This is a genomic window from Reyranella sp., assembly GCF_030651995.1.
In the GTDB taxonomy this organism is placed as follows: Bacteria; Pseudomonadota; Alphaproteobacteria; order Reyranellales; family Reyranellaceae; genus Reyranella.
Genome location: NZ_JAUSBN010000022.1, coordinates 1 through 25,760 on the forward strand (window position 1 = coordinate 1; position 25,760 = coordinate 25,760).

At 66.8% G+C, this 25,760-nt stretch carries 25 protein-coding genes; 5 read left to right on the forward strand and 20 right to left on the reverse strand.

The genetic code is table 11. The features are described from left to right. Positions 1-124: 124 nt before the first annotated feature. Both Q7V45_RS05315 and Q7V45_RS05320 read right to left on the reverse strand, forming a co-directional pair. Positions 125-1,915: an adenylate/guanylate cyclase domain-containing protein gene (locus tag Q7V45_RS05315; RefSeq protein ID WP_304848151.1), complete on the reverse strand. Its 1,791-nt coding sequence runs from the start codon at positions 1,913-1,915 to the stop codon at positions 125-127. Between the two features lie 771 nt (positions 1,916-2,686). Continuing rightward, positions 2,687-3,220, reverse strand: coding sequence for a hypothetical protein (locus tag Q7V45_RS05320; RefSeq protein ID WP_304848154.1), 534 nt, complete (start codon positions 3,218-3,220; stop codon positions 2,687-2,689). A gap of 726 nt (positions 3,221-3,946) precedes the next feature. On the opposite strand from Q7V45_RS05320, the gene Q7V45_RS05325 reads away from it, so the two are divergent. Together Q7V45_RS05325 and Q7V45_RS05330 are read left to right on the forward strand one after the other, a co-directional pair. Continuing rightward, positions 3,947-4,813, forward strand: coding sequence for an amidohydrolase (locus Q7V45_RS05325; protein ID WP_304848157.1), 867 nt, complete (start codon positions 3,947-3,949; stop codon positions 4,811-4,813). A gap of 137 nt (positions 4,814-4,950) precedes the next feature. Further along, on the forward strand, positions 4,951-5,754 hold the full coding sequence (locus Q7V45_RS05330; RefSeq protein ID WP_304848160.1) for a hypothetical protein: 804 nt from the start codon (positions 4,951-4,953) through the stop codon (positions 5,752-5,754). A gap of 70 nt (positions 5,755-5,824) precedes the next feature. Here the strand turns inward: Q7V45_RS05330 and Q7V45_RS05335 are convergent, their stop codons facing one another. The 4 genes from Q7V45_RS05335 to Q7V45_RS05350 form a co-directional block, all read right to left on the reverse strand. Then, positions 5,825-6,799, reverse strand: coding sequence for a tripartite tricarboxylate transporter substrate binding protein (locus Q7V45_RS05335; RefSeq protein WP_304848163.1), 975 nt, complete (start codon positions 6,797-6,799; stop codon positions 5,825-5,827). Between the two features lie 132 nt (positions 6,800-6,931). Continuing rightward, positions 6,932-7,954 carry a TIM44-like domain-containing protein gene (locus Q7V45_RS05340; RefSeq protein ID WP_304848168.1) on the reverse strand — a complete coding sequence of 341 codons (1,023 nt, stop codon included), beginning with the start codon at positions 7,952-7,954 and terminating at the stop codon, positions 6,932-6,934. 218 nt (positions 7,955-8,172) lie between these two features. Then, positions 8,173-8,811 carry a hypothetical protein gene (locus Q7V45_RS05345; RefSeq protein WP_304848170.1) on the reverse strand — a complete coding sequence of 213 codons (639 nt, stop codon included), beginning with the start codon at positions 8,809-8,811 and terminating at the stop codon, positions 8,173-8,175. A gap of 25 nt (positions 8,812-8,836) precedes the next feature. After that, positions 8,837-9,472 carry a hemolysin III family protein gene (locus tag Q7V45_RS05350; protein WP_304848173.1) on the reverse strand — a complete coding sequence of 212 codons (636 nt, stop codon included), beginning with the start codon at positions 9,470-9,472 and terminating at the stop codon, positions 8,837-8,839. An 83-nt stretch (positions 9,473-9,555) separates the two neighbouring features. On the opposite strand from Q7V45_RS05350, the gene Q7V45_RS05355 reads away from it, so the two are divergent. Next, positions 9,556-10,008 carry a DUF5991 domain-containing protein gene (locus Q7V45_RS05355; RefSeq protein ID WP_304848176.1) on the forward strand — a complete coding sequence of 151 codons (453 nt, stop codon included), beginning with the start codon at positions 9,556-9,558 and terminating at the stop codon, positions 10,006-10,008. A gap of 34 nt (positions 10,009-10,042) precedes the next feature. Continuing rightward, positions 10,043-10,456 (forward strand): RidA family protein, encoded by a 414-nt coding sequence (locus Q7V45_RS05360; protein WP_304848179.1) that lies wholly within the window; start codon positions 10,043-10,045, stop codon positions 10,454-10,456. Positions 10,457-10,464: 8 nt separating this feature from the next. On the opposite strand, the gene Q7V45_RS05365 is transcribed toward Q7V45_RS05360, so the two are convergent. Both Q7V45_RS05365 and Q7V45_RS05370 read right to left on the reverse strand, forming a co-directional pair. Beyond that, positions 10,465-11,682: a CaiB/BaiF CoA-transferase family protein gene (locus tag Q7V45_RS05365; RefSeq protein WP_304848182.1), complete on the reverse strand. Its 1,218-nt coding sequence runs from the start codon at positions 11,680-11,682 to the stop codon at positions 10,465-10,467. A gap of 41 nt (positions 11,683-11,723) precedes the next feature. Continuing rightward, complete coding sequence (locus Q7V45_RS05370; protein ID WP_304848185.1) at positions 11,724-12,758, reverse strand: fatty acid desaturase; 1,035 nt, start codon at positions 12,756-12,758, stop codon at positions 11,724-11,726. 260 nt (positions 12,759-13,018) lie between these two features. On the opposite strand from Q7V45_RS05370, the gene Q7V45_RS05375 reads away from it, so the two are divergent. Then, positions 13,019-13,237 (forward strand): cold-shock protein, encoded by a 219-nt coding sequence (locus Q7V45_RS05375; RefSeq protein WP_304848190.1) that lies wholly within the window; start codon positions 13,019-13,021, stop codon positions 13,235-13,237. Between the two features lie 131 nt (positions 13,238-13,368). Here Q7V45_RS05375 and Q7V45_RS05380 read toward each other — a convergent pair whose 3' ends face one another. The 12 genes from Q7V45_RS05380 to Q7V45_RS05435 all read right to left on the reverse strand — a co-directional run bounded on the left by Q7V45_RS05380 (position 13,369) and on the right by Q7V45_RS05435 (position 25,655). Continuing rightward, positions 13,369-13,659 carry a hypothetical protein gene (locus Q7V45_RS05380; RefSeq protein WP_304848193.1) on the reverse strand — a complete coding sequence of 97 codons (291 nt, stop codon included), beginning with the start codon at positions 13,657-13,659 and terminating at the stop codon, positions 13,369-13,371. 436 nt (positions 13,660-14,095) lie between these two features. After that, positions 14,096-15,133, reverse strand: a complete 1,038-nt coding sequence (locus tag Q7V45_RS05385) for a D-cysteine desulfhydrase (protein ID WP_304848196.1) — start codon at positions 15,131-15,133, stop codon at positions 14,096-14,098. Between the two features lie 60 nt (positions 15,134-15,193). Then, entirely contained in the window at positions 15,194-15,721 is a 528-nt protein-coding gene (locus Q7V45_RS05390) for a superoxide dismutase family protein (RefSeq protein ID WP_304848199.1), read from the reverse strand. Between the two features lie 33 nt (positions 15,722-15,754). After that, positions 15,755-16,627: an SDR family oxidoreductase gene (locus Q7V45_RS05395; protein WP_304848202.1), complete on the reverse strand. Its 873-nt coding sequence runs from the start codon at positions 16,625-16,627 to the stop codon at positions 15,755-15,757. Positions 16,628-16,654: 27 nt separating this feature from the next. Continuing rightward, entirely contained in the window at positions 16,655-17,284 is a 630-nt protein-coding gene (locus tag Q7V45_RS05400) for a hypothetical protein (RefSeq protein ID WP_304848205.1), read from the reverse strand. Beyond that, a complete protein-coding gene (locus Q7V45_RS05405) occupies positions 17,281-18,951 on the reverse strand; it encodes a transporter substrate-binding domain-containing protein (RefSeq protein ID WP_304848208.1) in 1,671 nt (556 codons plus the stop codon). Before Q7V45_RS05405 ends, Q7V45_RS05400 begins: the two co-directional genes overlap by 4 nt. A gap of 1 nt (position 18,952) precedes the next feature. Then, positions 18,953-19,648: a methyltransferase domain-containing protein gene (locus tag Q7V45_RS05410; protein ID WP_304848211.1), complete on the reverse strand. Its 696-nt coding sequence runs from the start codon at positions 19,646-19,648 to the stop codon at positions 18,953-18,955. 3 nt (positions 19,649-19,651) lie between these two features. Beyond that, complete coding sequence (locus tag Q7V45_RS05415) at positions 19,652-21,766, reverse strand: adenylate/guanylate cyclase domain-containing protein (protein ID WP_304848213.1); 2,115 nt, start codon at positions 21,764-21,766, stop codon at positions 19,652-19,654. An 88-nt stretch (positions 21,767-21,854) separates the two neighbouring features. Next, on the reverse strand, positions 21,855-23,249 hold the full coding sequence (locus Q7V45_RS05420) for an amidase (RefSeq protein WP_304848215.1): 1,395 nt from the start codon (positions 23,247-23,249) through the stop codon (positions 21,855-21,857). Between the two features lie 10 nt (positions 23,250-23,259). Further along, positions 23,260-23,718 (reverse strand): GNAT family N-acetyltransferase, encoded by a 459-nt coding sequence (locus Q7V45_RS05425; protein WP_304848217.1) that lies wholly within the window; start codon positions 23,716-23,718, stop codon positions 23,260-23,262. A gap of 4 nt (positions 23,719-23,722) precedes the next feature. Next, entirely contained in the window at positions 23,723-23,929 is a 207-nt protein-coding gene (locus Q7V45_RS05430; protein WP_230553054.1) for a cold-shock protein, read from the reverse strand. Between the two features lie 214 nt (positions 23,930-24,143). Continuing rightward, positions 24,144-25,655 carry a UxaA family hydrolase gene (locus Q7V45_RS05435; protein WP_304848224.1) on the reverse strand — a complete coding sequence of 504 codons (1,512 nt, stop codon included), beginning with the start codon at positions 25,653-25,655 and terminating at the stop codon, positions 24,144-24,146. Between the last annotated feature and the right edge of the window lie 105 nt (positions 25,656-25,760).

Sequence of the window (25,760 nt, forward strand, 5' to 3'; positions counted from 1 at the left end):
CTGAAAGGCTTCGACCGGCCGGTGGGGTTCGTGCGTCTTTTTCAAGCTCCTCTCCCCCGCTAGGGGGAGAGGCTGGGTGAGGGGGCGACGCACCCCGTGTAACCCCCTCACCTAACCTCTCCCCCTAGCGGGGGAGAGGAGCTTGAAAAAGACGCACGAACCCCACCGGCCGGTCGAAGCCTTTCAGCGCCACCTCTTCCTCGCGGCGGGACACGTCGGCGATGACGGTCTGGACCGCGGGATCGTCGGCGACCGCACGACTCAGCACCACGTCGCCGCCGTCGCTCTGGCCCTGCAGGCGGGCGGCCATGTTCACGGTGGAGCCGAAATAGTCGAGCCGGTCGTTCAGGGTCACCACCACGCTCGGGCCCATGTGGACGCCGAGCTTCAGGGACAGATCCTGGTCGGCGATGCGGGCCTGCATGGAGAGCGCGGCGCGCACCGCGTGGGCGGGATCGCCGAACGAGGCCATGACGGCGTCGCCGATGGTCTTCACCACCGCGCCGTCATGGTCGCGCACGATGGCGGCCAGCAGCGCGAAATGCTCGCGCACGACGTTGTAGGCGGCGGCATCGCCCATGCGCTCGTAGAGCGCGGTCGAGCCGCGCAGGTCGGAGAAGAGCAGCGCCACCTGGCTGACCCCCGCCTCGTCGCCCGGCCGCAGGGTGGCGGCGGCGAAGAGATCGCGGAACGCCTGCAGCGAGATCACCTCCGGCACGGTCAGCGCCTCGCGCGTCCAGGTCCGGTCCTCGATCAGCGCCGCCAGCTCGAAGCCCGCCTCGTTCACGAACGCGATGGTTCCCGCCTCGCCCGACGCAGGCATCGCCTCGACGCCCGTCGCCGTCACAAGCAGGCCGGGAAACGGCCCGCCCTCGTGCTCGATGTCGACCGTCCCGCCGGGATGGAGCGTGCGCAGCCGGTAGCGGCCGGGCGGCAGATCGACGGCCACGCTCCGCCGCTCCCCCGGCGCCAGGAGAAGCTGGACCGCGACATGCGGCGTCGCCATCGGGCCCGAGAGGCAGAAGCCGCCCGCCATCAGCGGCCGCACCGAGGGCGCGGGCGCGAAGGTGAGCTCGACGTTCTTCTCGAAATCGCGGTCGTAGTCGATGTTGCAGGAGGGACAGTGCGCGCCGCGCGGCACTTCCGACAGGGCCGAGGCCGAGAGCTTGGGCCCGCGGCAGTTGGTGCAGAGCAGGTCCCAGCTCATGGTCAGAAGCCCCGCCCGCACCGAGGCGAGGCAGCCCTCGATGGCGGCGCGCGGCGTCACGCCGATCTGGCGCGCCAGCCGCTTGGGCTTGAGATGGGCGAGATCGCCCGCCATGCCGCCCAGCACCGTGCCGGTCAGCACCCGGCCGAGCCCGTTGCCGTAGGGGCTGCGGTCGATCTCCACCGCCATCGCCGCCGCGCGCTCGAACGCGCCGTCAGGCAGCGCCGGCGTCGGCAGCTCGAACGGCGTCTCGCGCTCGCCCTTGAGGAAGGACACAGCCTCCAGGATGCGCTTGCCCACGGCGGCGCCGGCCTGCTCGGCCAGGCGCCGGCCGAACAGGCGGCCCATCAGGGTGAGCGGCTCCCATTCGAGCGCGTAGCTGACCAGCGAGCCGCCCTTGCCGTCGGGCTCGAGATCAAACACCGGCCCGAAGCGGCGGAACGGCCCCTTGGAGAAGACCCGCGAGACGTTGAAATGCCGGCCCAGCACCCACTCGTAGGGCTTCTCCTCCCATTCGAGCGTGAACCCCGCCGCCTTGCCCCGGCCGCGGCGCAGCACCGTGCCGTTGGGCTGCGGCGTCTCCTCCAGCAGGTAGGGCGGCAGGCCCATCGCCTCGTTGAAACGGTTGGTGTCGGCCAGCACCGGCCACAGCACGGACGGCGGCAGATCGAAGGTCCAGCTCCAGGTGCGGCGCGAGAGAGGCGGCATGGGGCTGGTACTGTAGCACGCGGGCGGATGGATCAGGGGTGGGGGATCACGGGTGGGTGAGCGCTTAGTTTCCGCCACTCGGGCAGCGCACAGAGTGTACCGGTCTGCACTAGTCCACCTAGCAAGGGGCACACTGCACGGAGCAGAAAACATAAGGTGTCCACTGGGCATCCCATCCCAATGCCCTCTGTATGCGACTTACAGTCTCTTTCTCTTCGTCCTCTGCCAAGGAGCATGCACAAGCATTGGCATGTACAACTCGTAAAAGAACTCATCGGCCATCGCACTGGCTATGGCAGCGTCCAACCTCTTAACAGTGCCGACAAATGCAGAGCCGAAGAACTCCCATTTACCGGACTGAGGTACCGCGAGACTACGACATCGCGCCCACAAAACGTCCAACATGCTGTTTCCAGGCTCATCTCGAACATGAGCTTCGCCTTCTCGTGATTGTATTGAAATACAATCCCAATTCAGTGTCCGATACTTGGTGTGACGTGAGATGTGAACATACGGAATGTCCCGATCGACGCACTCCCCAATCCGATTAAATTGTGCACCGGATCGCGAACACGCTGTGACTTAAACATCGTCATTTAGCGATCAATTCTTGCCTGTGAGTTAAGCGCAATCTCCAATCTAGAGTTGTTTCATTTTCAAGGCAATAACGCTTTCCGGATGCAGACTCTTACCTCTTTGCGAGCCAAGAAATCTTGCCGCGCCCGTGGCATAAAAAACTCTCCCCGATATCAGCCAGCAAAACGCCCTCCCTCAAGGCAACGTCACCTTCACCAGCTTCCCGCCCCGCACGTCCACCCGCTTCATCATCGAGCCGCCCTCGGCGCGGTCGCCCGGGCCGTCCCACTTCACGCTGGTCGTGACGTACCAGACGCCGTCGGGGACGCGCGGGAAGGAGAAGCTGCCGGAGGCGTCGCAGGTGGTGCGGCGCAGGGTCGAGACGTAGAGCGGGTCGTCGCGGTCGAACTTCACCGGGCCCTGGGCCGAGGCGCGCGTGCCGCGCTGGTCGTTGCCGAAGATCGCCGTCATGCGGGCGCGGGCATAGGCGCTGTCGGGCACGAGGTTGGCGGCCTGGCCCCCGCAGGTGTGGGTGGTGTCGCCCGCCTTCATGGTCGCGATGCCGCTCACCGTGTTGGCGCCGCTCCTGCGCGACCAGTCGATCTCGGCGGCCTGGATCGGCTGCGACAGCGCGCTGGGCGGCGGCGGGACGAAGGCCTGGTCGAGCTGGGAGCAGCCGGCGGCGGCGAAGGCGGCAGCGAGGCCGAGGGCCAGGGGGAGGGTCTTCATGGGAGGGGCTGTCTCCGGATCGTTGCGGGGGTGGGGCCACTAAAAAGGTAGAGGACAACGCGCGCTGCGGGCGTGTGTTCCTTTGGTGGTTCGGCAGGGAGCGCGGGGCGTTCGACGCGGGCGCGGCGATGGGGTATACTGGTAAGTTGCACGCTTTCGGCTGTCTTGGCGGGCCGCGTAAACGAAATAAATGCAACAAACGCAATATGTGTCGGCGAAAAGGGCGCTCTCCGCGCCAACGCGGTCGGGACCACATGTTGTGTAGACTGCGGCGCTGCCCACTACATGTTGTCCGAATGCCTTAGCTTGAACCGCGAATCACGCGGCTCAATCGCATGCACCCGCTCTCCCGTCGTCTCGACCGAAGCCTCGCGCAGCGAGGCGTAGCGGAGAGACCTTCTCTCGACGATTTGCCGGCTTTTGGTGGAGAGAAGGTCTCTCCGCTACGCGCCGGAGCCCGCCCCGAGGGCGTCCGAGGGGGCGCTCCGGTCGAGACGACGGCGTATTCAAAATGTGACGGCCCTCCACTCCGCGCGGAGCCTGCCCCGAGGCACTCGAGGGGCGCTCCGGTCGAGACGACGGAGTATTCACAAGCGCCAGCCCTGCCCCTCATCCGGAGGAGGCCCCCACGCGACTTGATCCGTTTCCGGCCAGCCTCTCCGGGTGGTCGGTGCTGAAAGGACCGCTTGATTCTATCCGGTCCGGAAAGTCACTAGAGTGGTCCGCATGACCCAGGAAAGCTTCGCCCTCCCCGCCGGCAGCGCCGACTGCCACGTCCATGTCTACGGTCCCTACGACCGCTTCCCCGCCGTGCAGGGCGGCAAGTTCGCGCCGCTGCAGGAGACGCCGGTCGAGGCGCTGCTGGCGCTGTGGGACCGGCTGGGCATCGCGCGCGGCGTGATCGTCCATGCGCTGGCGGCCGGCGGCGACAACGAGGTGACGCTCGACGCGCTGCAGCGCCATCGCGACCGGCTGCGCGGCGTGGCGCTGCTGAAGCCCGAGGTGAGCGAGCGCCGGCTCGACGAGCTGAGCGAGGCGGGCTTCAGGGGCGTGCGCATCAACCTGCTGCGCCAGGACGGCAAGCCGGTCTCCTCGGGCGGCATGAGCCTCGACGACCTTGTGGCGCTGGCGCCGCGCCTCGGGGCGCGCGGCTGGCACGTGCAGCTCTGGGTCGAGACCGGCGACCTGATGGAGCTGGCGCCGACGCTGGAGAAGATGCCGTTCGATTTCGTGATCGATCATATGGGGCGCACCATGGCCGACAAGGGCGTCGACTATGCGGGCTTCCGCTGGTTCTGCGAGCGGCTGAAGACCGGCCGCTACTGGTGCAAGCTCTCGGGCGCCGATCGCAACACCCGCCAGGGCGCCGGGCCGGGCGCCGCCTATGACGACACCGCGCCGTTCATGGCGGCGCTGGTCGCGGCCAATCCCGACCGGCTGGTCTGGGGCAGCGACTGGCCGCATGTCGGCCACGATGCGAAGGCGATCCCGCAGGAGGCGGATTTGCTGCGCACCTTCTTCCGCTGCGTGCCGGACGCCGGCGTGCGGCAGAAGATCCTCGTCGACAATCCGAAGGTTCTTTACGGGTTCTGAGTGGTGCGTCGCCCCCTCACCCAGCCTCTCCCCCGATCGGGGGAGAGGAGTTCGAGGAGTCATGCTCCTCGCCCCCGCCAGGGGGAGAGGCTGGGTGAGGGGGTTGCGCACGCCGCTGCTCATACGAAAGGCAACACATGACTCACCACGACAACTGGGGCTGGCGCGCCCGCATCGGGCTGTTCATCGTCGGCAACGAAGCCGTGCCGGAGGCCGAGTGGTGGGCGATGGCGCCGCCCGGCGTGTCGATCCATGCCGCGCGAGTGACGGCGCCGACGCCGTGGGCCAGGTGGCGCGCCGACAAAAGCGGCGTCGATCTCGCCGACGATCTGGCGCGCGGCGCGAAGCAGTTCTCGACCATGAAGCTGCAGGCCGTCGTCTTCGCCCACACGTCGAGCAGCGTCGTGGGCGGCAAGGGCTGGGACGAGGCCACCGTCGAGGCGCTGTCTTCGGTGGTGCGATCGGGCATCGCGGGCGACGAGGCCAGGGTCACGACCAATGGGCTCGATACGCTGGCAGCGCTGCGGCACTCGGGGGTGAAGCGGCCGTTCCTCGTCGTGCCGCCGTGGTTTCCCGACGACACGGTGGGCGCGGCGCTGCGCTACTACGGCGATCACGGACTCGCGCCGGTGGGACACCTGCGCCTCGATCCCGGCCGCAAGTGGCGGGACGTGCCGCCGCAGGATCTCTATCCGCAGGGCATGGGCTTCGAGCAGGAGATCGAGCCGCTCTACGCCCAGATCCGCCGGGCCTGTCCAACCGAGGCCGACGGCGTGCTGATCGGCGGCACCGGCTTCCGCTGCGTCGGCATCATCGAAACACTCGAACGCGATCTCGGCCGTCCGGTGATCACCGCCAACCAGGCGAGCCTGTGGCACTGCCTGCGGATGACGGGCATCCGGACGTCGATCGAAGGCTACGGGGCGTTGTTGCGGTCGTAACAACACACCCGTCGTCCCGAGCGGAGCGAAGCGAAGTCGAGGGACGACGGCTTCTCTTCCTTCCGCCTTCTCAAGTCGCCAGCAGATTCAGCTTCTTCAGCAGCACGCGCTCCTGCTCCATCGTCTTCGCCATCTTCGCCTGATAGGCGGGGCCGTCGAGCAGCAGCAGCGGCTGGTCCATGTTGTCGAGGAAGGCGAGGTGCTTGGGCTCGCCCGCGGCCTCGCGGAAGGCGTCGGCCAGGATCTTGACCACGGCGGGGTCCATGCCCTTGGGGCCGATCAGGCCGCCCGGACTGTCGACGGCGATCTCGAGGCCGAGTTCCCTGACCGTGGGCACCTCGGGGAAGCGCTTGGCGCGGCTCTCGGTGAAGACCGCGAGCAGGCGCAGCTTGCCGGCCATCACCAGCGGCGCCCAGCCCGAGGATTCCGAGGCGAAGTCGATCTCGCCACCCATCAGCGCGCGCAGCGTGTCGGCGGTGCCGCGATAGGGCGCATGCGTCCAGCTGAGGCCTTCCTTGAGGCCGAGACTCTCCATCGCCAGATGCTGGGTCGAGCCCGCACCGAGCGTGCCCCAGTTCAGCTTGCCGGGATTGGCCTTGGCATAGGCCAGCAGCTCGGGCAGCGTCTTCCACGGCGCATCGGGGCGCACGACGACGCCCATGACGAAGCCGGTGATCTGCAGGATGTAGGTCAGGTCCTTGATCGGATCGTACTTGAGCGAGGCGTTCAGCATCGGCTGGCGCAGCACGCTCATGTGCATCTGGCTGATCGTGTAGCCGTCGGGCTTGGCGTCCTGCAGCGCCAGCGCGCCCAGCACCCCGGCCGCGCCGCCCTTGTTCTCGACGACGACCGGCTGGCCCAGCTTCTTGGCCGCCGATTCCGCGAGGATGCGGAAGCCGCCATCGGCCGGACCACCCGCGGCCCAGGGGATGATCAGCCGGATCGGCTTGTCGGGAAACTTCCCTTGCGCGCGCGACGGTGCGGCGGCGCTGAGCGGCAGGAGTGCGGCGCCCGCGAGGGCGGCCCTTCGTGTCAGGCGAGTCATGATGATTTTCCTTCCCTTCCCCCCAACGGCGGGCCCACTAACAGGCTATCCGAGCAAGGAGCGGGCCGCACAAAGAAAATCGGCCGGCTTGGGGGCCGGCCGATTCTGCATTTCGAAAGATCGAGGAGCCGATCAGGTGTTCTGAATGGCCGAGAGGATCCAGTTGCCGCCGCGGCCGCGCAGGAAGGTCCAGACTTCCGTCGCCTCGGTGCGCACCTGCTCGTTGCCCTCGACGATGCGGCCGTCGGCGACGTCGCGCATCACGTCGATCATGCTGAAGCGCATGGCGACGGAGGCGTAGTCGACCGAGCCCTCGCTCCAGGCCTCGGACAGGTCGCCCTGCTCGAGCTTCACGTCCGAGACCTTGTTCTCGACGCCGCGGCTCGCATTGGCCGCCAGGTCCTGGGAGAAGTAGCCCAGCATTTCCGGCGAGACGAGAGTCCGGAGCTTGGCGAGGTCGCCGGCGCTGTAGGCCGCCTGCACGTTGGTGAGCAGCGCCTCGAAGGCGTTGTAGTCGTCCTCACCGATCGCGAGAGACTGCGTCTCGGTGGCCGCCGAAGCCGCCCCCGCGCCACCGCCCAGCATGCCGCCCATCTGGGGCTGCAGGCCGGTGCGGGCCATCGAATTCGGCGCCGCATCGTTCGGCGTCATCGGATTGCTGCCCATCGGGCCGCCCGCTCCGGCACCGGCGCCGGCGAAGGCCGCCTGCGGGGCACCGTTGCGCGACTTCCACCAGCGCAGGCCGAAGTAGACGATGCCGCCGATCAGGGCGAGCTGAAGGAGCAGGCCCAGCATGCCGGCCATGCTGCCGAGGCCGGCGCCGAAGCCGCCGCCCATCATCATGCCGATCAGGCCGGCGCCCAGCATGCCGCCCATCAGTCCCGACAGGAACGGATTGCGCGACATGAAGCCACCGGGCTTGGCGCCGGCGGCGGCCGCGCTGGCCGGATTGGCCGACGGGCTCTGCTGCTGCGGCGTGGCGCTGCGCTCGGCCGGCTTGGAGGTCGGCGCGGTCTGGGTCGGGGCCGGCGCCTGGCCGGACTTGCTGCCGCGGCTGCCGCCACTGCCTGCCCGCGCATCGGCGGGCGACGGGGCCAGCGACGGCACCGCAATGATCAGAGCCGCGAGGATCGCGAGCCAACGAAACTTGGTCATTTGGACATCCCTGTAGCACCGGGTTCATCCCGGCCTGTTTTGCACACCATATGTTAGTGCACTTCGCCGGCAGTTCAAGGGCAACCGGGCCCCCGAAAGCGTCGTTTGACGATGTATGCACATCCGAATCATCGCCTTCGCCCTCGCTCTCTGGCCCGGCCTCGCCGCAGGCGGCCCGGAACGAAGCGAGAAAGGATGCTGCCGCCGACCGGACGGCGCTACAGGCGCTGCTGGTGGCCGCGCGCGCCGAAGCCGAGCGCGGCCAGGAGGCCAACTGCGTCGACACGATGAAAAAGGCTCGGGAACTCCTCGAGCGCTCGAAATAGCGAGGCGATCCAGCTCACATCCTCAAGGTCGAGCGGCCCGAGCAGGAAGAACAGGATGACCGCGGCGATCACGAGGGTCGCGGCGGCGGCGGCGCGCCGTGCGACCGGCGCCGGCCGCACCGGCTGGACGCGATAGAGTGTGCGGCCGCCGCGCAGTTCGACCTTCTGCACGATCCTCGGACGCCGCCGCAGCTCGGGTTCGCGCGGCAGCGCGATCTGCCGGACCGAAAGCGCATCGGGCGAAGTCTTCTTCAGCCTCTCGTCCACGTCCGTCTTCGGAGCCGCCGCCAGGGCCGTCAGCGGATCGCGCGCCTGTTCCTCGCCTCTCCAGGCCTCCGGCAGCACGCGCACCAGCCGGACCAGGGTGAAGACGAGCCACGCCGTCGCCAGCGGCAGGCCGAGGCGGAAGGCGATCTGGGTCTCCGCCGTGTTCCAGGCCCACACGCTCATCGAGGCGCCGGCCACGACCATGACGAGGCCCGCGGCGAGGACGGCGACGGCGGTCAGGCGGAAGAGCAGACGCGACGACATGCCGACCACGTAAACCGGTGTCGCTTCACGGCGTCAACAGCGACAGGATCGCCGCATAGTGGATAGAAGCGGCCACGAGCACCGAGGCATGCCACAGCGCCTGCTGGTAAGGCAGCCGGCTCGACAGATGGAAGATCGTGCCCAGCGAATAGACCACGCCGCCTGCGAGAAGCAGGATCAGCGTCTCCCGCTCCACCGAGGCCAGCAGCTCGTCGATCGCGAACAGGCCGATCCAGCCCATCAGGAGATAGAGCAGCACCGAGATCTGCTCGATGCGCCGCGGCTGCAGGAACTTCACGGCGATGCCGAGCGAGGCCGCCGCCCACATCACCGCCGTGAGCCCGCTCGACCACGGTTCGCGCAGCTTCAGCAGGGTGAGCGGCGTATAGGTGCCGGCGATCATGACGAAGATCGCGGCATGGTCGAGCCTCCGCAGCCAGTCGCGCCGCGGGCTGGCGAGGCGCAGATTGTAGGCCGCCGAGCAGGAGAGCATCGCCAGCAGCCCCACGACATAGACGAGGATCGGCCCGACCTGTCCCGGCTGCGACGCGCGCGCGGCGACGATCAGGATCACGGCGGCGCCGACGCCCCCCAGGAGGAGGCCGAGCGCATGAACCGCCGCATCGGCGCGCAGGTAACGGTCGACCTTCTGATCTGCCATGCTGTCACGATGCGGACACGGGCCCGCACGCGCAACCCGCGCCGCGACGGTACCGCTTTTCCGGCCCGGACAAGGAGAACCAAGTGAAGTCTGTCATCGCCGGCCTCGCCCTGGGTCTCGGACTTGCCGCAGGCCCGGTCGCCTTCGCCGCCCAACCGTGGGATGGCACTTATGTCTACGAGCAGGCACTGGGACCCGGCGCCGGCGGCACGCAGAACTTCGTGACCCACACGCTCACCGTCAGCGGCCCCGACGGCTGCCGCCTCGTGGCGCAGGGTTTCCAGACCGACGAGACCATCCGCTGCAAGGCGATGCCCGACGGCGACCGACTGCTGGTCTCCTTCGTGAGCTTCGGCACCGGCAAGGTCGAGAACAAGTACGGCGTGAAGCTGTACAGCCCCGGCCAGCCGCTGTTCGCGATCGCGCAGGCGCAGAACGGTCTCCTCACCACGTGGGAGGGCTATGCCCAGGCCCTGGGCCACGGTGCCTCCAGCGCCGCCTTCAAGAAGGTGGGAGGCCAGGGGGGCAGCGGCTAGAGTGTCTCCAACCGAAACGGAGGAGACACCAGACATGTCCGATATCGCCTACACACCGATCCTGCCCGAAGGCTGGCCGCGCCCGCGCGGCTTCTCCCATGGTGTCGTCGCCACGGGCACGCGCAGCGTACGCATCGCCGGCCAGATCGGTCGCGAGCCGGTGCAGGCCCACATTCCCGCCGACGCCGATGCCGGCACGCAATGGCGCATCGCGCTCTCCAACCTGGTGACCGTGCTCAAGGCCGCGGGCGGCCAGCCGGAACACCTCGTGGCGCTGCGCGCCTACGTCACCGACATCGCCGAATTCAACGCCGCCGGCGCGGCGGTCGGCGCCGCTTGGGGCGCCACGCTCGGCCGCCACTTCCCGGCGATGACGCTGGTGCAGGTGTCGGCCCTGATCGACCCCAACGCCAAGGTCGAGATCGAGGGCGAGGCGATCCTACCCTAGGGAAGGCCTCAGATGATCCTGCGCGCGCGCAGGTCGGCCAGCTCGTCCGGCCCGTAGCCCAGCTCGCCCAGCACGGCGTCGTTGTGCTCGCCCAGCTCCGGCGCGATGCCGGGCCGGGCGGGCGTCTCGGAGAACTTCCACGGCGTGCCGTGCACCTTCAGCTTCCGGCCGAGCTTCGGATACTCGACCTCGGCGACATAGCCGTTGGCCACGACGTCGGGATCGTTCGAGGCTTCGAGCAGCGTGTTGATCGGCGCCGAGACGATGTCGGCGCCGCGCAGGCGGGAGACCCAGTCTTCGCGCGTTCCGGTCGCGAACAGGGCGTCGAGCGTTGCGAGAAGCTCGATGCGTTTCTGGTCATTGTCGATGATCACGCCGAGATCGGCGAAGCCCGCTTTCTCCAGAGGCTCGTGGAAGCCGAGCGACGTCATCGCGTCTTTCCAGTCCTCCGGGCCGGTGATCTGGAAGACCAGCGGCTTGCCGTCGCGATCGTCGAAGCTGGCACTGATGCCCGGCCGCTCGCGCGTGCCGGTGACGCGGGCCTGACCTGTCACGGGATTGCGGTCCCGCCACATCGCCGTCTGGAGCGTCCAGCCCATCAGCCGGATCTGCCCGCCCAGCAGCGACAGGTCGATCTTCTGGCCGACTCCCGTGGTGCGCGCATGCGTGAGCGCCGCCAACGCACCGCCGAACGCCAGGATGGCGCAGGTCTCGTCGGCGACCGAGACCACACCGGTGCGCATCTTCTGGCCCGGCATGGAATAAGCCTCGGCGATGCCGCCCAGCGCCTGCGCCATCGAATCGGTGCCCGGCAGGTCGGCATGCGGCCCGTCGGGGCCGTAGCCCGAGATCGAGACATAGACGAGCTTCGGATTGACCTTTTGCAGCGCCTCCCAGCCGAAGCCGTTCTTCTCGGCCGCGCCGGGACGGAAGTTCTGGCCGAAGATGTCGGCTTTCGCGACGAGCTTGTGCAGGATCGCGCGCCCCTCCTCGCTCTTGAGGTTCAGCGTCACACTCTTCACGCCGCGATTGTTGGTCTCGAAGAAGGTGCTGCCCATGCCGGGCAGCACGGTCATGCGGCGCGACGGGTCGCCGCCCTGGGGCGACTCGATCTTGATCACATCGGCGCCGAGATCGGCCATCAGCATCCAAGGCACGGTGCCCGCCTGCGCGGTGGAGCAGGAGACGACCTTGACGCCCTGAAGCGGGCCGTGGGGGACGGACATTGACGGGGGCTCCTCTGCGAGGGCCCCACGCTAGAGCAAGATCAGGCGGGCGTCTCCAGCCGCGCCACGTCGCAGAACCGAACGAGGCGGCTCGACGCTTCGTCCCACAGTGTCAGCCGCGGCGCCGCGAGGCCGGCGCGCAGGCGGAGCGGCGGAACGGCGCGCACCGTCTGGGCCGCTTCGTGGGCCGCCGGCAGCCGGTAGTTGGGAATGCGCTGGTTGAGATGGTGGACGTGATGGAAGCCGATATTGCCGGTGAACCAGCGCAGGACGATCGGCAGATCGAACCACGACGATCCGTCCATCGCGGCATCGACGTAACGCCAGGCGCCGCGACCACTCCACTGAGCGCCCGGAAAGCGATGCTGCAAGGTGAACAGCCACACGCCGAGGATCGACGCCACGACCATGATCGACAAATGCACCAGCAGCACGTCGCGCCAGCCCAGCAACAGAACGAGAGTCGCGAACAAGGCAACGAGGCTCGCATTGGTCAAAAGGACCGAGCGGCGCTCGCGTACCCATGCGCGCGGCGTGTCGAACGGCAGGCGGTAGAGCAGCACGAACACCAGGGGCGGCAGCAGGAAGTTGGCGATCAGCGGATGGCGGACGAGGCGATGAAGGAACCTCTGGCGGGGCGACAAAGCGAGGTAGGCGCGCACGGTGAGGCACGAGGAATAGATGTCGCTGCCGCGATCGCCGCGATCGAGATTGTTCCATTCGGCATGATGCTGCGCATGCTGGCGTCGCCAGTTCGCGAAGGGTGTGAAGGTGCACAGGCTGCACAGCCGGCCGACGATCGTGTTGGCAAGGCGCGACGCGAAGAACGAGCCGTGTCCGCAATCGTGCTGGACGATGAACACGCGCACCATGAACGCACCGGTCGGTACGGCGAGGGCAAGGACGAGCCACGGGGAAATGCCGCAGGCGACGTACATCGCCACGCAGCCTGCGAGGAAGGGACCGAATGAGGTTGCGAGCTGCAGGAGGCTCCGCCTCCCGGAGGGGTGCGCGAACGAGGCGGCTGCGGCGCGCAACTCGGAATCGATGGGATCGGGGGTAGAATGAGGCTCCATGAACACCTCCGTCCTTCGCCACGATGCAAGGACCAGCTGTATTTGGCCCTTGATAGTGTCGGAACAAGGGACCATATGAAGCTCGTCGATACACGGACATCTGATTTGGTCCGCGCCCGCCGGCATTGTTCAGCGGCCCGCTCCACGACACTTGATCCCGAAAGCCAGTGCAATTTCGACGGGCTCCAGCGCGCTTCCGCATGTTCAAATGCTGAAAGAGCGCATGGGCTCGCATATCCAAAATAGAAAAGGGGTCTCCCATGACAACGACGACGGGAACCGTGAAGTGGTTCAACATTCAGAAGGGCTTCGGCTTCATTCAGCCGGACAATGGCGGCACCGACGCCTTCGTGCACATCAGCGCGGTCGAGCGCGCCGGCATGAGCATGCTGAGCGAGGGCCAGAAGGTGGAATTCGAGCTGGTCGCCGATCGCAAGAGCGGCAAGATGGCTGCGGAAAACCTCAAGGCCGCATCCTGATCACGGGCCGCCGGTAACACGGCGGCCGCCCTCCTCCCTGCGCGCCACCACGGATGTACTGGGGCGTGCGGCTGGAGCGGCGACGCGATATGGCCCCGTACCTGTAAAGGTGCGGGGCCTTTCGCTTTCTGTCAGTTCGTCTTGAAGACCTTGGCCATCGCCGACATCAGGTCCTTGGGCCCCCTGTCCATCAGCATTGCCTTGGGCAGTTCGTCGAACCGCTGGCGGCCGCTGACCGTGAGGCACGGGCCGTCCTTGCTGTCCTGGATCAGACGGAGATTGCGCAACCTGGTCAGGTCCTGGGCGCGCATGGCCCGCACGTCCGACTGGCCGAAGGCGACCCGCCTCAAGGTGACCTCCTCGTCGGGCGTGAGCACGACGGCGGGCTTTGGGGAAGTTTCGACTTTTCGTTCAACGGCCATGTCGCACCTCGTCTTGCGCATCGATGCATCGTCGGATGCTTCGGAATCGGGAGGCGCCGACGCAGACGTCGCCGAATACCCGCCTTAGATGGGCGCTCGGCGCGTCCGCGGCAAGCGCTCATTCAGGCCGGGCTGAGCGCATTCAGGGAGCCGAGGGTAATTGCTGGGTGAGGCAAGCACAGGGAACGTCCTTGGCATTGCCAAAGACGGCCTGAATTCAGGAACGAAGTGCAACACCAGCTTAGGGTGTTGCCATGGGCGAACCCACGGGTCCTGCAAGCGGATGGAGCACGCCCCACAGGCCCGCAAAGACCGGCACGATTCCGGCCACGGCAAAGCTCGTCTGCGCAGCGCGTCTCCCGAACAACGAAGCCGCGGTCATGCCAATCGATCCCGCTCTCGGATCACGGCCAGCGCGGGATGCTCGGCCAGCGCGTCAGTCCGGCAAGACGGTACGGCCCAGCACCACGTCCTCGTAGACGTGCAGCGAAGGCAGGCCGCCGGTGTGGATGAACAGCACCTTGGCACCCGGCTTGAAGTGGCCCTGGCGCGCGAGGCCGATCAGGCCGGCCATGATCTTTCCGGTATAGACCGGATCGAGCAGGATGCCCTCGGTGCGCGCCAGCATCTGCACGGCCTCGACCATCTTCTTGTTCGGCACCGAGTACTTGGGCTGCCAGAAGCCGCCGAAGCTCTTCACCGCCGACGCCGGCACCTTGATGTCGACGCCCAGCAGGTCGATGACCGCCTGCGCTTCCTTCAGCACCAGCGGCTCCTGGTCGGCGGGATCGCGGCTGACGCCGACGCCGATCAGCGGGACCTTGATATTGTTGCCGAGGAAGCCCGCGACCATGCCGCCATGCGTGCCCGAGCTGCCCGAGCCCACCACCACGGCATCGAGCGCGAGGCCCATGTCGAGCCATTGGACCTGCATCTCCTGCACGCAAGCCACATAGCCCAGACCGCCGATGGCGTTGGAGCCGCCACCGGGAATCACATAGGCTTTCCGGCCGAGCGAGGCCACTTCCTGTGCCACACGCGACATCGCCTCGCCCATGTTGGTGCCGCCGGGAACGACCGTGATCGCCTCGACGCCCATCAGCTCGAACATGAAGTTGTTGCCACCGGCTTCCTTCTTGTAGCTGCCGGGGATGCGCTCCTCGATCACGAAGCGGCACTTCAGCCCTTCCTTCACCGCAGCGGAAAGCGTGATGCGGCAATGGTTGGATTGCGGCGCGCCGCAGGTGACGAGCGTATCGCAACCCTGCGCGATCGCATCGCCCGCGAGGAACTCGAGCTTGCGCGTCTTGTTGCCGCCGGGGAACAGGCCCAGCATGTCGTCGCGCTTGATCCAGATTTCGGGGCCGACGCCGCCTGGGCAGCTGGCGGCGAGGGCCTTGGTGAAGTGCGGCAGGTGTTCGATGGGTGTGGGCGCGTTGGTGTAGATGCGACGCGGGAAACGAGACAGGTCCATTCAATCAGCTCCAGGTGGGAATACGCGCCCTCGCCCGCTGCCGCGGACGAAGTCTTCAGGTCACTCCGTGATGACGCCGCAAACGATGCGGTCGCCGGCATTGCCGGTGGGGTCGGTCTTGTAGTCGTCGGGCCCAGCGTGAATGATGATCGACGAACCATCGGCATCGAACAACGAATTGGGCTGGCCCTTGACCAGCGAGACCATGTGGTTGGCGACATCGATCCTCAGTTCGCCATTGGCCGGGATGTAGAGGTTGGGCATGTCGCCGGCATGCGAGCCTTCGGCCGCTTCCATGCCGTGCTTCTTGGAGGCGGGATTGAAATGACCGCCGGCGCTGGTGAAGGGCGCCTCGCACTTGCCGACCGCGTGGATATGGAACGCATGCTCGCCCGGTGCCACACCCTTCAGCGACATCTTGAGCAGCACGCCGTGCGGCGTCTGGAGGAGCTGGACGTTGCCGACATCCTTGCCGGTCGCATCCTTCAGCGAGGCCTTCGCGGTCGGGCTCTGGGCCTGGGCGGCAAAGGAGAAGACGGCGACTCCGGCTGCAGCGAGCAGGCTGCACATCACTGGGGAGACACGCATCGGTTCCTCCGTCATGGGGTTGGGATCGTCACCCTACTCCAGGACCTTCGGCGGCCGGTAGAGCGGAAACCCGTTGAAGGGCTTCGAATTGTTGTGATCGGGAACCTGGTAGAAAGTCGATTTGCCATAGTTGTGCAATCCACCGTCGACCCTCAGCGTGGTGCCGGTGACGTAGGCCGCCGCGTCGCTCAGGAGATAGACGATGGCGCCCGCGATCTCGGACTCCGTGCCATGGCGCTTGGCGGGAATTCGGTCCTTTACCGAACGCAGCGCCTCGTGGGCACGCTCGGGATAGCGGTCGAGGCCCGACGAGGCGATGAAGCCCGGAATGACGGAATTCACGCGGACGCCCGAATGTGCCCATTCGATCGAGGCGCTGTAGGTGAAATTGGTCTGCCCGGCCCGGGCGGCGCCATTGTGGGCCATGCCGGGATTGCCGAGCTCGAAGTCGGCACCGACATTCACGATCACGCCGCCATGCGCTTCCATCGAGGCGAGATAGACCGCCTTGGATACGAGAAAGGTCGCGGTCATGTTGTTGGCGACCACGGCGTTCCAGCCGTTCAGCGAGATGTCCTTGAGCGGTGCGGGAAACTGCCCGCCGGCATTGTTCACCAGTCCGTCGATGCGGCCACTCCAGCCCATCACGCCATCGATCGCCGCCTTGACCTCGTCCTCGCGGCGCAGATCGGCCGAGAAAATGAAGGTGTCGGGATCGCCCAGCTCCTCCTTCACACGCTCGAGCTTCTCGAGGGTCCGGCCGACGAGCGCCACGCGCGCGCCGAGCGACTTCAGCTCGTGGGCGGTGCAGCGGCCGAGACCGGAGCCGCCGCCGGTGACGATGATGGTCCTGCCGGCGAACAGGCCGGCCCGGAACACGGAGTCGTAGCGCACGCTGGTTGTCATCGTCCTCCCCCCTTCATCGCCCGGAGACTATCCCTCGCGGGCGCGCAGCGCGAGGCGGCCGAGATGGCGCTGCAGGAGGCGCATCAGCGCGAATCCCGCCTGCAGGGTGACCCCGAAACAGAGGATGCCGATCGCGAACAGGACCATCTTGTCGCCGAGCGTCGGCATCAACTCGGCTTCGCGCAGGATGACCGCGATCCCCTCGGGAACGCCGATGGCGGCGCCGGCACTCGAGGACATGACCAGCACGAAGAAGGCGCGCGTCACGTTGGGCAGGAAGAGGAGTGCCCCCAGCGGCGACCCGTCGCGGAGCTGCCGCAACGCCTCGCCGCCATTGTCGGCGACATAGGCCGCGGCATAGGGCACCAGCGACAGCGCGACGGTCATGAGGCCCGACGGCGCGACGTTAACGCCGAACAGGGTCGCATCGGACGGGATGATGTTCAGCAGGAAGAACATGACCACGAAGGTCGGCGCCGCGCGCATCAGGCCGATCAAGGTCGTGGCGACCGCGCCGCGCACGCCGCCCGCCAGCTTCGCCAGCGTCAGCAGGCCACCGACGGCCAGGCCGATCAGCAGGGCGATGGCTGCGATCTCGAAGTTGACCACCATGCCGGCCAGCAGCTGCGGCACGAAGTCGGGCGATATCCTGCTCATGCCGTCACCATCTGTCGGCGTTCGAGCCAGACCCGCAGTTTGTCGCAAAGCCACACCACGACGATCACCACGCAGACATAGAAGACCAGCAGCAGCGAATAGGTGCTGGCCCGGCCGCTGGCGAACGAGGTGATGTCGGTGAGCGCGCTCAGCAGCTCGGGCGCGCCGATGAAGCTCGCGATCGGCGTGCCCTTGGCGGCATTGACGAGGAAGGAAACGATCTGGGTCGCAGAGCGGCTGACCGCGCGCCCGAACAGTTCCACGGTAGGCGCCGGCGGCCCTCCCCGCTCCGTCCGCAGCGTGTGCATCGCCTCGGCGATGGCCTGTCCCGCGTTGGCGCCGTTCATCAGGCCGAGCGCCACGATCGCGGCGCCGATCGCGACGGCCGAGGAATAGGGAAAGAGCGCCAGCGCCACGGCCGCGGATATGACGAGCGTCAGCACGACCGGCGAGGATTGAAGGACGATGGTGAGCGCGCGGGCCGGCCAACGCAGCAGGAACGAGTGGGAACTCTGGAGCACGCCCAGCACCAGGGCGAACAGCAGCGTCGCCACGAGTGCGCCCGCCACCAGGACCAGCGAGTTCACGATTCCCGCCGTGAAGAGCTGCCAGGCGGGCAAGGTCTTGAACATCGGGAACTGCACGCTGATCCCGGTGTGCTTCTCCAGCCACGCCTCGAAGGCGGTTACCCGGCCGGCAAAGGGCGTCGGCAGCAGTGCCGCGCTCAACGCCGGAAGGACGCAGGCCGGGCTGGTGCTTCCGGTATCGGTGTTGCAGTCGGGCCTGTTCCAGACCGCGCGCTGGAGCTCGAGAAAACCGAGACCGATGCGGTTCTGCTTCGCCACGCCGAGAAAGACGCCGTCGCGATGGAAGATCTGGCTCATCAGGTCGAGCGCCCGGGCGAGCCGATCGCTGCCGGTCAACGCCACGGCCATGCCCCAGGGAAGCTGGGCGAAGCCGAACTTCCTGTCGTAGGCCTTCGCGAAGGCCGGATCCGTGAAATAGTAATCGAAGAAGCTGTCGTCCTGCGCCGCCAGCACGCAGGTCTCGTCGCGCAACCTGTCGGGCAGCACACCGGCCTCGTCGAACAGCATCAGGCGGGCATTGTGAGAGACGATCTGGGCGTTCGAGCCATTGCCGATCGAGACGCAGATCGTGCGGCTGGCAATATCGGGCCAACCCTTGATCGCGAGTTCCTTCGGCCCGACGATGATCGTCTCCGACCGGTAATAGTGCGGACGGATGAAGCGCACCTGCCCGTCGCGCTGGGTATTGTGCCCCATGGTCGCGATCGTGAGGTCGATCTTGTCGTCGGCGAGCAGCGGAATGCGGCTCGCCGCGTTGACACGCGTGAAGGCGGGCTCGACGCCGAGATGCTTGGCGATCTCGCGCGCCACATCGACGTCGTAGCCCAGGCGGTTCTGGCCCTCGCGAGTCCCGAACAGCGGATAGTATTCGCGCACACCGACGCGGATCTTGCCTTCGCAAAAAATGCGGACCAGCCGGTCGAGGCCGGGTTGCTCGCAGGCGCCCGGGGCCGCGGCGGCGGCGCGCGCCTCGCCGATCAGCTTCGCCAGCGCGGCATCCGGGGTCTCGGCGTGCGCCGGCAGGACGGCAAACGCGACGAGCCAAAAGAGCGCGACATACAGAACGCGACGCAGGGCCATGTCAGCTCCGCGTCCCGGCCGTGGCGATTTCGACGATGTGCATGTCGGCGAAGACATGCGGTCCGTAGCGATGGATGGAACGACCCTCCTCCGCGCGCAGGATGGAAGGTGTCATGAGGTCAATCTTCTCGTTGGCGATGTGAACCAGCACCGTATTCACGATGTGCATTGCGAGCCCGTACCGCTCGAGGATCCGGCGCGACCGCCCGACATCCACGAACGCGTTGTGGGTGATGAGGGCGCGGCCGTTGACCGCGAGATGGTCCGGCAGACCCTCGAGGAACGGATCGAGCAGCTCGCGGCCGTCGATCCCCCCCGAGCTCCAGGTCGACAGGCGCCCGGCCACCTCGAAATGATCCATCGGGAAGTGGGGCAGGTTGGCGACGATGAGATCGAAGCGCCGGCTGGCCACCGGCTGCCACATGTCGCCGCGGTGAATCTCGGCATCGTGGCCAAGGTCGCGCAGCAGCGCGTGGCCGGTGGCGATGGCATCTTCTTCGATGTCGATCCCGCAAAGCGAAGCAGCGCCGAGGCCGCCCAGCACGGCGAGGATCACGCCACTGCCGCATCCGATCTCGAGCGCCCGCACACCGCACACGCGGCTGGGTTCAGCGCGAAGCGCCTGGATCAGTGCAGCCGTATATTCGCTCGGCCGCAGCGCCGCGACCGCCGGAGAGGGCTTGCGGGCGTCGAACATCGATCAGCGCGACATCTGCAGCGGTACGAGACGCGAAGGATCGATCGTTGCCAGCCGCTTCGCCATGGTACGCGCCACCGGATCGTCCGGGAATTCCACCACGATCTCCTGATAGCGCGACAGCGCCGTCGCATAGTCCTCGGCCACCAGCGCGCTGTAGGCGGTGCGCGTCAGCTTGCAGAGGCGCAGGGTCGCCTCGTCCGGCTCGAACTCCGGACCGATCCCGTAGGCGCCGACCAGCTCGTAGATCGGAATCTTCGAGCGGCGGCCCTTCACGGTGACATCGTCAATCGGCCGTACGCAAAGCCGCTCGCCGGCCTCCTTGAAGACGGCGTGGCTGATGCAGATGCCCGTGCCGTACTCCTTGTTGATGCCCTCCAGCCGCGCCGCGATGTTCACGCCGTCGCCCATGACGGTGTAGCTCATGCGCTCCTTGGAACCGATATTACCCACCAGTACGGCGTCGCTGTGGATGCCGATGCGGACCTTCAGCGGCCGGGCGCCGGCCGCCTCCCAGCCGGCGTTCAGCTCCTTCATGCCCTCGCGGATGCGCAACGCGGCGAAGCAGGATCTCTGCGCATGGTCTTCGAGCAGGGCCGGCGCCCCCCAGAAGGCCATGACGCCGTCACCGATGAACTTGTCGATCGTGCCGTGCTCCATGTTGACCGCATGGGTCACGACGCCGAGATAGGCCGAGACCCGCAGCAACAGCTCCTGCGAGGGCACTTCCTCCGACATGGTCGAGAAGCCCTCGAGATCGGAGAAGAAGATCGTGAGGAAGCGACTGTGGCCGCCCAGCACCAGCCTCTGCTCCGAGTCGAGAAGCTGGCGCACGAGGCCCACGGGCACGAAGGCCGCGAACGACTTGACCGCGGAGTCCAGCGTGTCGATGGCGCGCGCGAGGACCGCAACCTCGCGGATCGGCGACTTCAGCGGCGGAAGATTGTCGCCCTCGAGGTCCTGGATCTTCGTCACCTTGAGCGCGAGCCGCTCCAGAGGGGCCGAGACGACGCTGGACAGGAAATAGATGATGCAGATCTGGACGACGATGGCGATCGCGCCGAACAGGGCCAGGCGCTTGTTCTGCTCGTCGAAGGCGCTTGTGAAATCGTCCAGCGGCGTGATGACGAAGAGCTGCCACTTCTTGCCGAACTCGGGCGGAAGGCTCGCAAGCCTCGCCACGTACTCCTTCCCGCCTTGCGCAAAGGAGTACATCTTCTCGTTGCCGCGCGGACGGAAGCCGAAGGCGATCGCCGGCAGCTCGTTGCCGAGCGACGTGATGTGCTGGAGCTCTACCCTTCCGTTATGGCTGGCATAGGTCTTCACCCGCTCGGAGTTGGCGATGACCCGGCCCTGATGGTCGAGGATGTAGGACAGCGTGCCCGGGCTGATCTTGCGCTCGGCCAGGTAATCGGAAAGCCCGTCGAGCGTGATGTCGGCGGCGGCGACGCCGCGCAACGTTCCGTCGACATAGAACGGCGCGCCGACGGTGAAGCCGACGAGGCCCAGGGTCGCGAACACGTCGACGTCGCTGACCGACAGGGCCCGCGTCTGCTGCGCGGTGCGATACCACAGGCGCGCGCGCGGATCGTAGGAGGTGGTCTGCTCGGAGAGGCCCAGCTCCTTGCGATCCGCGTCGAGGAACAGATAGTGGTCGACGGGCGCGGACCCGCGCTGCGGCGTGATCCATCGATCGGCGTAACGTGTGCCGGCGGGCGGCAGTTTGCCCTGGATCTCGACGGCGGGATCGATCTGCCGGGCCTGACGGAAGGAGCCGTCGTTCAGGCCGACATACATGCTGATGATGCGATCGCTGTGCTGCAGAATACTGAAGAGATATTTCAGCGAGCGGTTGTCTTCGAAGAATTCCGGCTGCTCCGAACCGAGCGCGGCAGCGCTGCGCACCAGCGACTTGATGGGGTCGAAGAGGTGCTGGGTGTTCTGGATGGCCTCGACGCTGAACCGTCCGATCAGCTCATCTGCATTGTCGCGCGCGATCTTCTCGTTCGAGACGTAGTTGACCGCCACGATCGCGAAGAAGACCGGCACCGTCAGCAGGATGAACAATGTCAGGATGCTGGGACGCAGCCGCAGGTTTTTCGCGAAGAGGCTTTGCATTGCGCGGCTGGGACATCCTGGGAGGAGGCGATGGAAACACTATAAATGAAAGGAGATTCAGCGTCCACGCGCACGCCCCGACGCGCCGTTACAGCGGCGGTCGTCTCATATGCCAGTCGGTCTCCCGCTGATAGGCGTGTCCCGCCGCCAGGATCAGGCCTTCATCGAAGGCCTTTCCAACGATCTGGAAGCCGACGGGCACGCCGTCCGCCGTCATCCCGCCCGGCAAAGTGAGCGTGGGATGACCGCTGAGATCGAATGGCGCCGTGTAACGCAGTCGCGCTGCGACGGTCTCGGGATCCCGTCCCGCCACCTGCAGCGCCTCGGTCGACCACACGGCCCTGGCCATCACCGGCATCAGCAGAAGATCGACCGAGGCCAGCAGGCGATTGAGTTCGCCGGTGAGCGCGGCCCGACGGAGCTGCATCTTCGCCAGTTCCGTCGCGGAGAGGCTGCGTCCCAACTCGAGCAGGCCGGAGAGCACCGGACCGTACTCGGCCGCTCGCGAGGGATAGGTGCCCTCGTGCGCCACCGCTGCCTCGACGCCGCACAGAGGTACCCAGTCGCGGCCCCCCTGGTCGAAACCGTCAGGCAGCGTCACGTCGACGATCATGGCGCCTGCGCTCTTCAGCGCATCGACCGCACCGTCGAGGGCACGCCGCGCGTCTTCGTCGAGACCCTGCATGTTGGTGGCGAGCCCGATGCGCCGGCCGCGCACGCCCTGGTCGATCGAGGCGGCGTAGTCCGGTACCGGCAGGCCGACCGAAGTCGGGTCCTCCGGATCGGCGCCGGCGATCACGCCGAGCACGATGGCGGCGTCGAGCGCACTGCGGGTCATCGGGCCGACATGGTCGAGTGACTCGGCCAGCGGAAAGACGCCGGCTCGGCTGACCCGTCCCCAGGTGGGCTTGAGACCGGAGAGACCGTTCATGGTCGAGGGGAAGCGGATCGAGCCGCCGGTATCGGAACCCAGCGAGGCGAAGCAGAGTCCGGCCGCCGTGGCCGCGCCGGAGCCCGACGAGGACGAGCCCGTCCAATAGGCGGCGTTCCAGGGATTGAGGGGCGCGGGAATGTTCGGATGGTGGGCGCCATAGGCACCCTCCGTCATCTGCAGCTTGCCGAGAATCACCGCTCCCGCCTGCTTCAGCCGCGCGACGACGGTCGCATCCCGCGACGGCACGTTGCCGCGATGGATCGCCATGCCGGCCGCGGTCGCGACGCCCTCGGTGTTGCAGAGATCCTTCACCGCGATCGGCACCCCGTGCAGCGGCCCCCGCGACGAGCCGGAAGCGGCCTCGGCGTCGAGGCGCGCGGCATCGGCCAACGCGCGGTCGGCGGTCACGGTCGCATAGCTCTTGAGCCTGGGGTCGACCTTGCCGATGCGGTCGAGCATCGACTGCGTCAACTCGACGGACGACAACTTGCGCGCCTTCAGGCGACGCGCGACCTCGTCGAGCGATAGATAGTGCAGGTCGGATGGCATGCGGACTCCTTCACAGCGATTTATCCATGACCTGGATATGTTCGCCGCGATAGTCGCGCTGCTCAAGCGTTCTCCAGCCCAGGGCTGCGTACAGGGACGGGGCGGTGCTCGTGAAAAGATAGAGACGGTCGTATCCGATGCGCCGAGCGGCGTCCTCGACCTCGCGGACCAGCGCCGACGCGATACCCTTTTTGCGATGCTCGGGCGGGACGTAGACGCTCGCGAGCCAGGGGTTTCGCGGGTCGCCGTCGAGATCGTCGAAGATCAGGGATGCGGTGCCGACGATGCCGTCGTCGTCACCCAGCGCGACGAAGGCGATCGGCACGCGATCGACGTTCATCTTTCCCTGGATATGAGCCCGGCGCTGCTCGAGCGTCTGGCCGGGATTGAGGTGTCCCCACTCGTCGAACCCCCAGACGGAAACCTGTTCGGCCAGATCGGGACGTTCGACGAGAGGGACGATTCTCATGTCGTCAGTCGGCCGCCTTGAGATTGACCGCAGCCGAGCGGCCGCGCTCGGTGGCGATTTCGTAGCCGATCTTCTGGCCCTCGTTGAGGCCGTTCAGGCCCGAGCGCTCGACCGCGCTGATATGGACGAACACGTCCTTGCCGCCGTCGCTCGGCTGGATGAAGCCAAATCCCTTCGTGGCGTTGAACCACTTGACGGTGCCTGTAGCCATCTCTCTCTCCTGGGCAGTTGAACGAGCATGCAAATGCGCGCTGGCGGAGCGCTCGCTGCTACCGCCTTCGACAACCGGGAATTTGGGTAACAGCTCGGGGGGAAGTCCGCGGCCGCTGTGGGCTGGGCTGCCAAAGCATGGCCAAGTTCGTGAGTCGTAGGATCGCATATGAGGAACGTAACGCCGCCAGGTCAATTTGGCTGCGCCCCCCTCTTCACATCGTTGCGCCTATCTTCCACGGCTCGAACTCGTCGTCCCCGATTCCCAAAAGCTCCGATTTCGTTTTCTGACCCGAGGCCGTGGCAAGAATAAGGTCGAAGATGCGCCGACCATTCTCCTGAATGGTCTCCTCGCCATCGACGATCGTTCCGCAGTTGATGTCCATGTCGTCAGTCATGCGTCGATAGAGGGAGGTATTCGTCGCGAGCTTGAGTGACGGGGTCGGCTTGCACCCGAACACGCTGCCGCGGCCCGTCGTGAAGCACAGGACATTGGCGCCACCGGCGACCTGACCGGTGGCCGACACCGGGTCGTAGCCCGGCGAGTCCATGTAAACGAACCCTTTGGCGGTGATGGGCTCGGCATACTTGTAGACGTCGACGAGGTTCGTCGTGCCGCCCTTCGCAACCGCCCCCAGCGATTTCTCCAGAATGGTCGTGAGACCACCCGCCTTGTTGCCGGGCGACGGGTTGTTGTTCATTTCACCGCCGGTGCGAGCACAATGGTCCTCCCACCAGCGGATACGCTCGACGATCTTTTCACCGACGTCCTGGCTGACGGCGCGGCGCGTCAGCAGATGTTCCGCGCCATAGATTTCCGGCGTCTCGGACAGAACGGCTGTTCCGCCGTTGCGCACCAGCAGATCGACGGCCGCGCCAAGCGCCGGATTTGCCGAGATGCCGGAATAGCCGTCCGAACCGCCGCACTGCAGCGCGAGGATCAACTCACTGGCTGGGATCGGCTCACGCTTCACGTCGTTGGCTTCGGGCAGAATCTCCTTCAGGAAATCGACAGCGCGCCTCACGGTCCTGGAGACGCCGCCCTCGTCCTGGATCGCCATCGGAATGAGCTTCGGTCCTTCCTTCAGTCCCTCGGCTGTCATCAGGCCGGAGATCTGGTTGGTCTCGCAGCCAAGTCCGAGCACCACGACCGCGGCCATGTTGGGATGCCGGGTGTAACCGGCGAGCGTGCGGCGCAGCACGTCCATCTCGAGGCCCGACGCGGCCATGCCGCAGCCGCCACCATGTGTCAGCGGCACGACGCCGTCGATGTGCGGAAACTCTGCCAGCAGCGGCTCGAGCCTCGACGCGATCATGCGGCTGGTCGCGGCCGAGCAGTTCACGGTCGTGACGATGCCGATGTAGTTGCGCGTCGCCGCGCGGCCGTCGGCACGCCGATAGCCCTGAAAGGTGGCGGCAGGCACGATGAAATCCGTGGGATGGGCATCGGCGCAGAAGGCATAGTCACGCTCGAAATCGCCCATGACGCAGTTGTGCGTATGGATGTGGGCTCCGGGGTCGAGATCCTCGGTCGCGAACCCGATGATCTGGTTGTACTTGCGCAGCGGCTCGCCCGCTTTCACCGCTTTCGTGAGAATCTTGTGGCCCGGCGGCACGCGCGTCGCGGCCGCGACCTCGCCCTCGACCCGGGTACCGGGCAGGATGTCCATGCGGGCCACGACGACGTTGTCGGCGGCATGCAGGCGGATGGTGAGCGGTGCCGTCATTGTTGTTTCCTCCGAGATCGGCCGACCTTAGTACACCCCCAGCCCGCAGCAACTGCTTCCCGACCAGCGAGGGTTGCGAGCGAATCGCATCGATCCGCCCGGCCC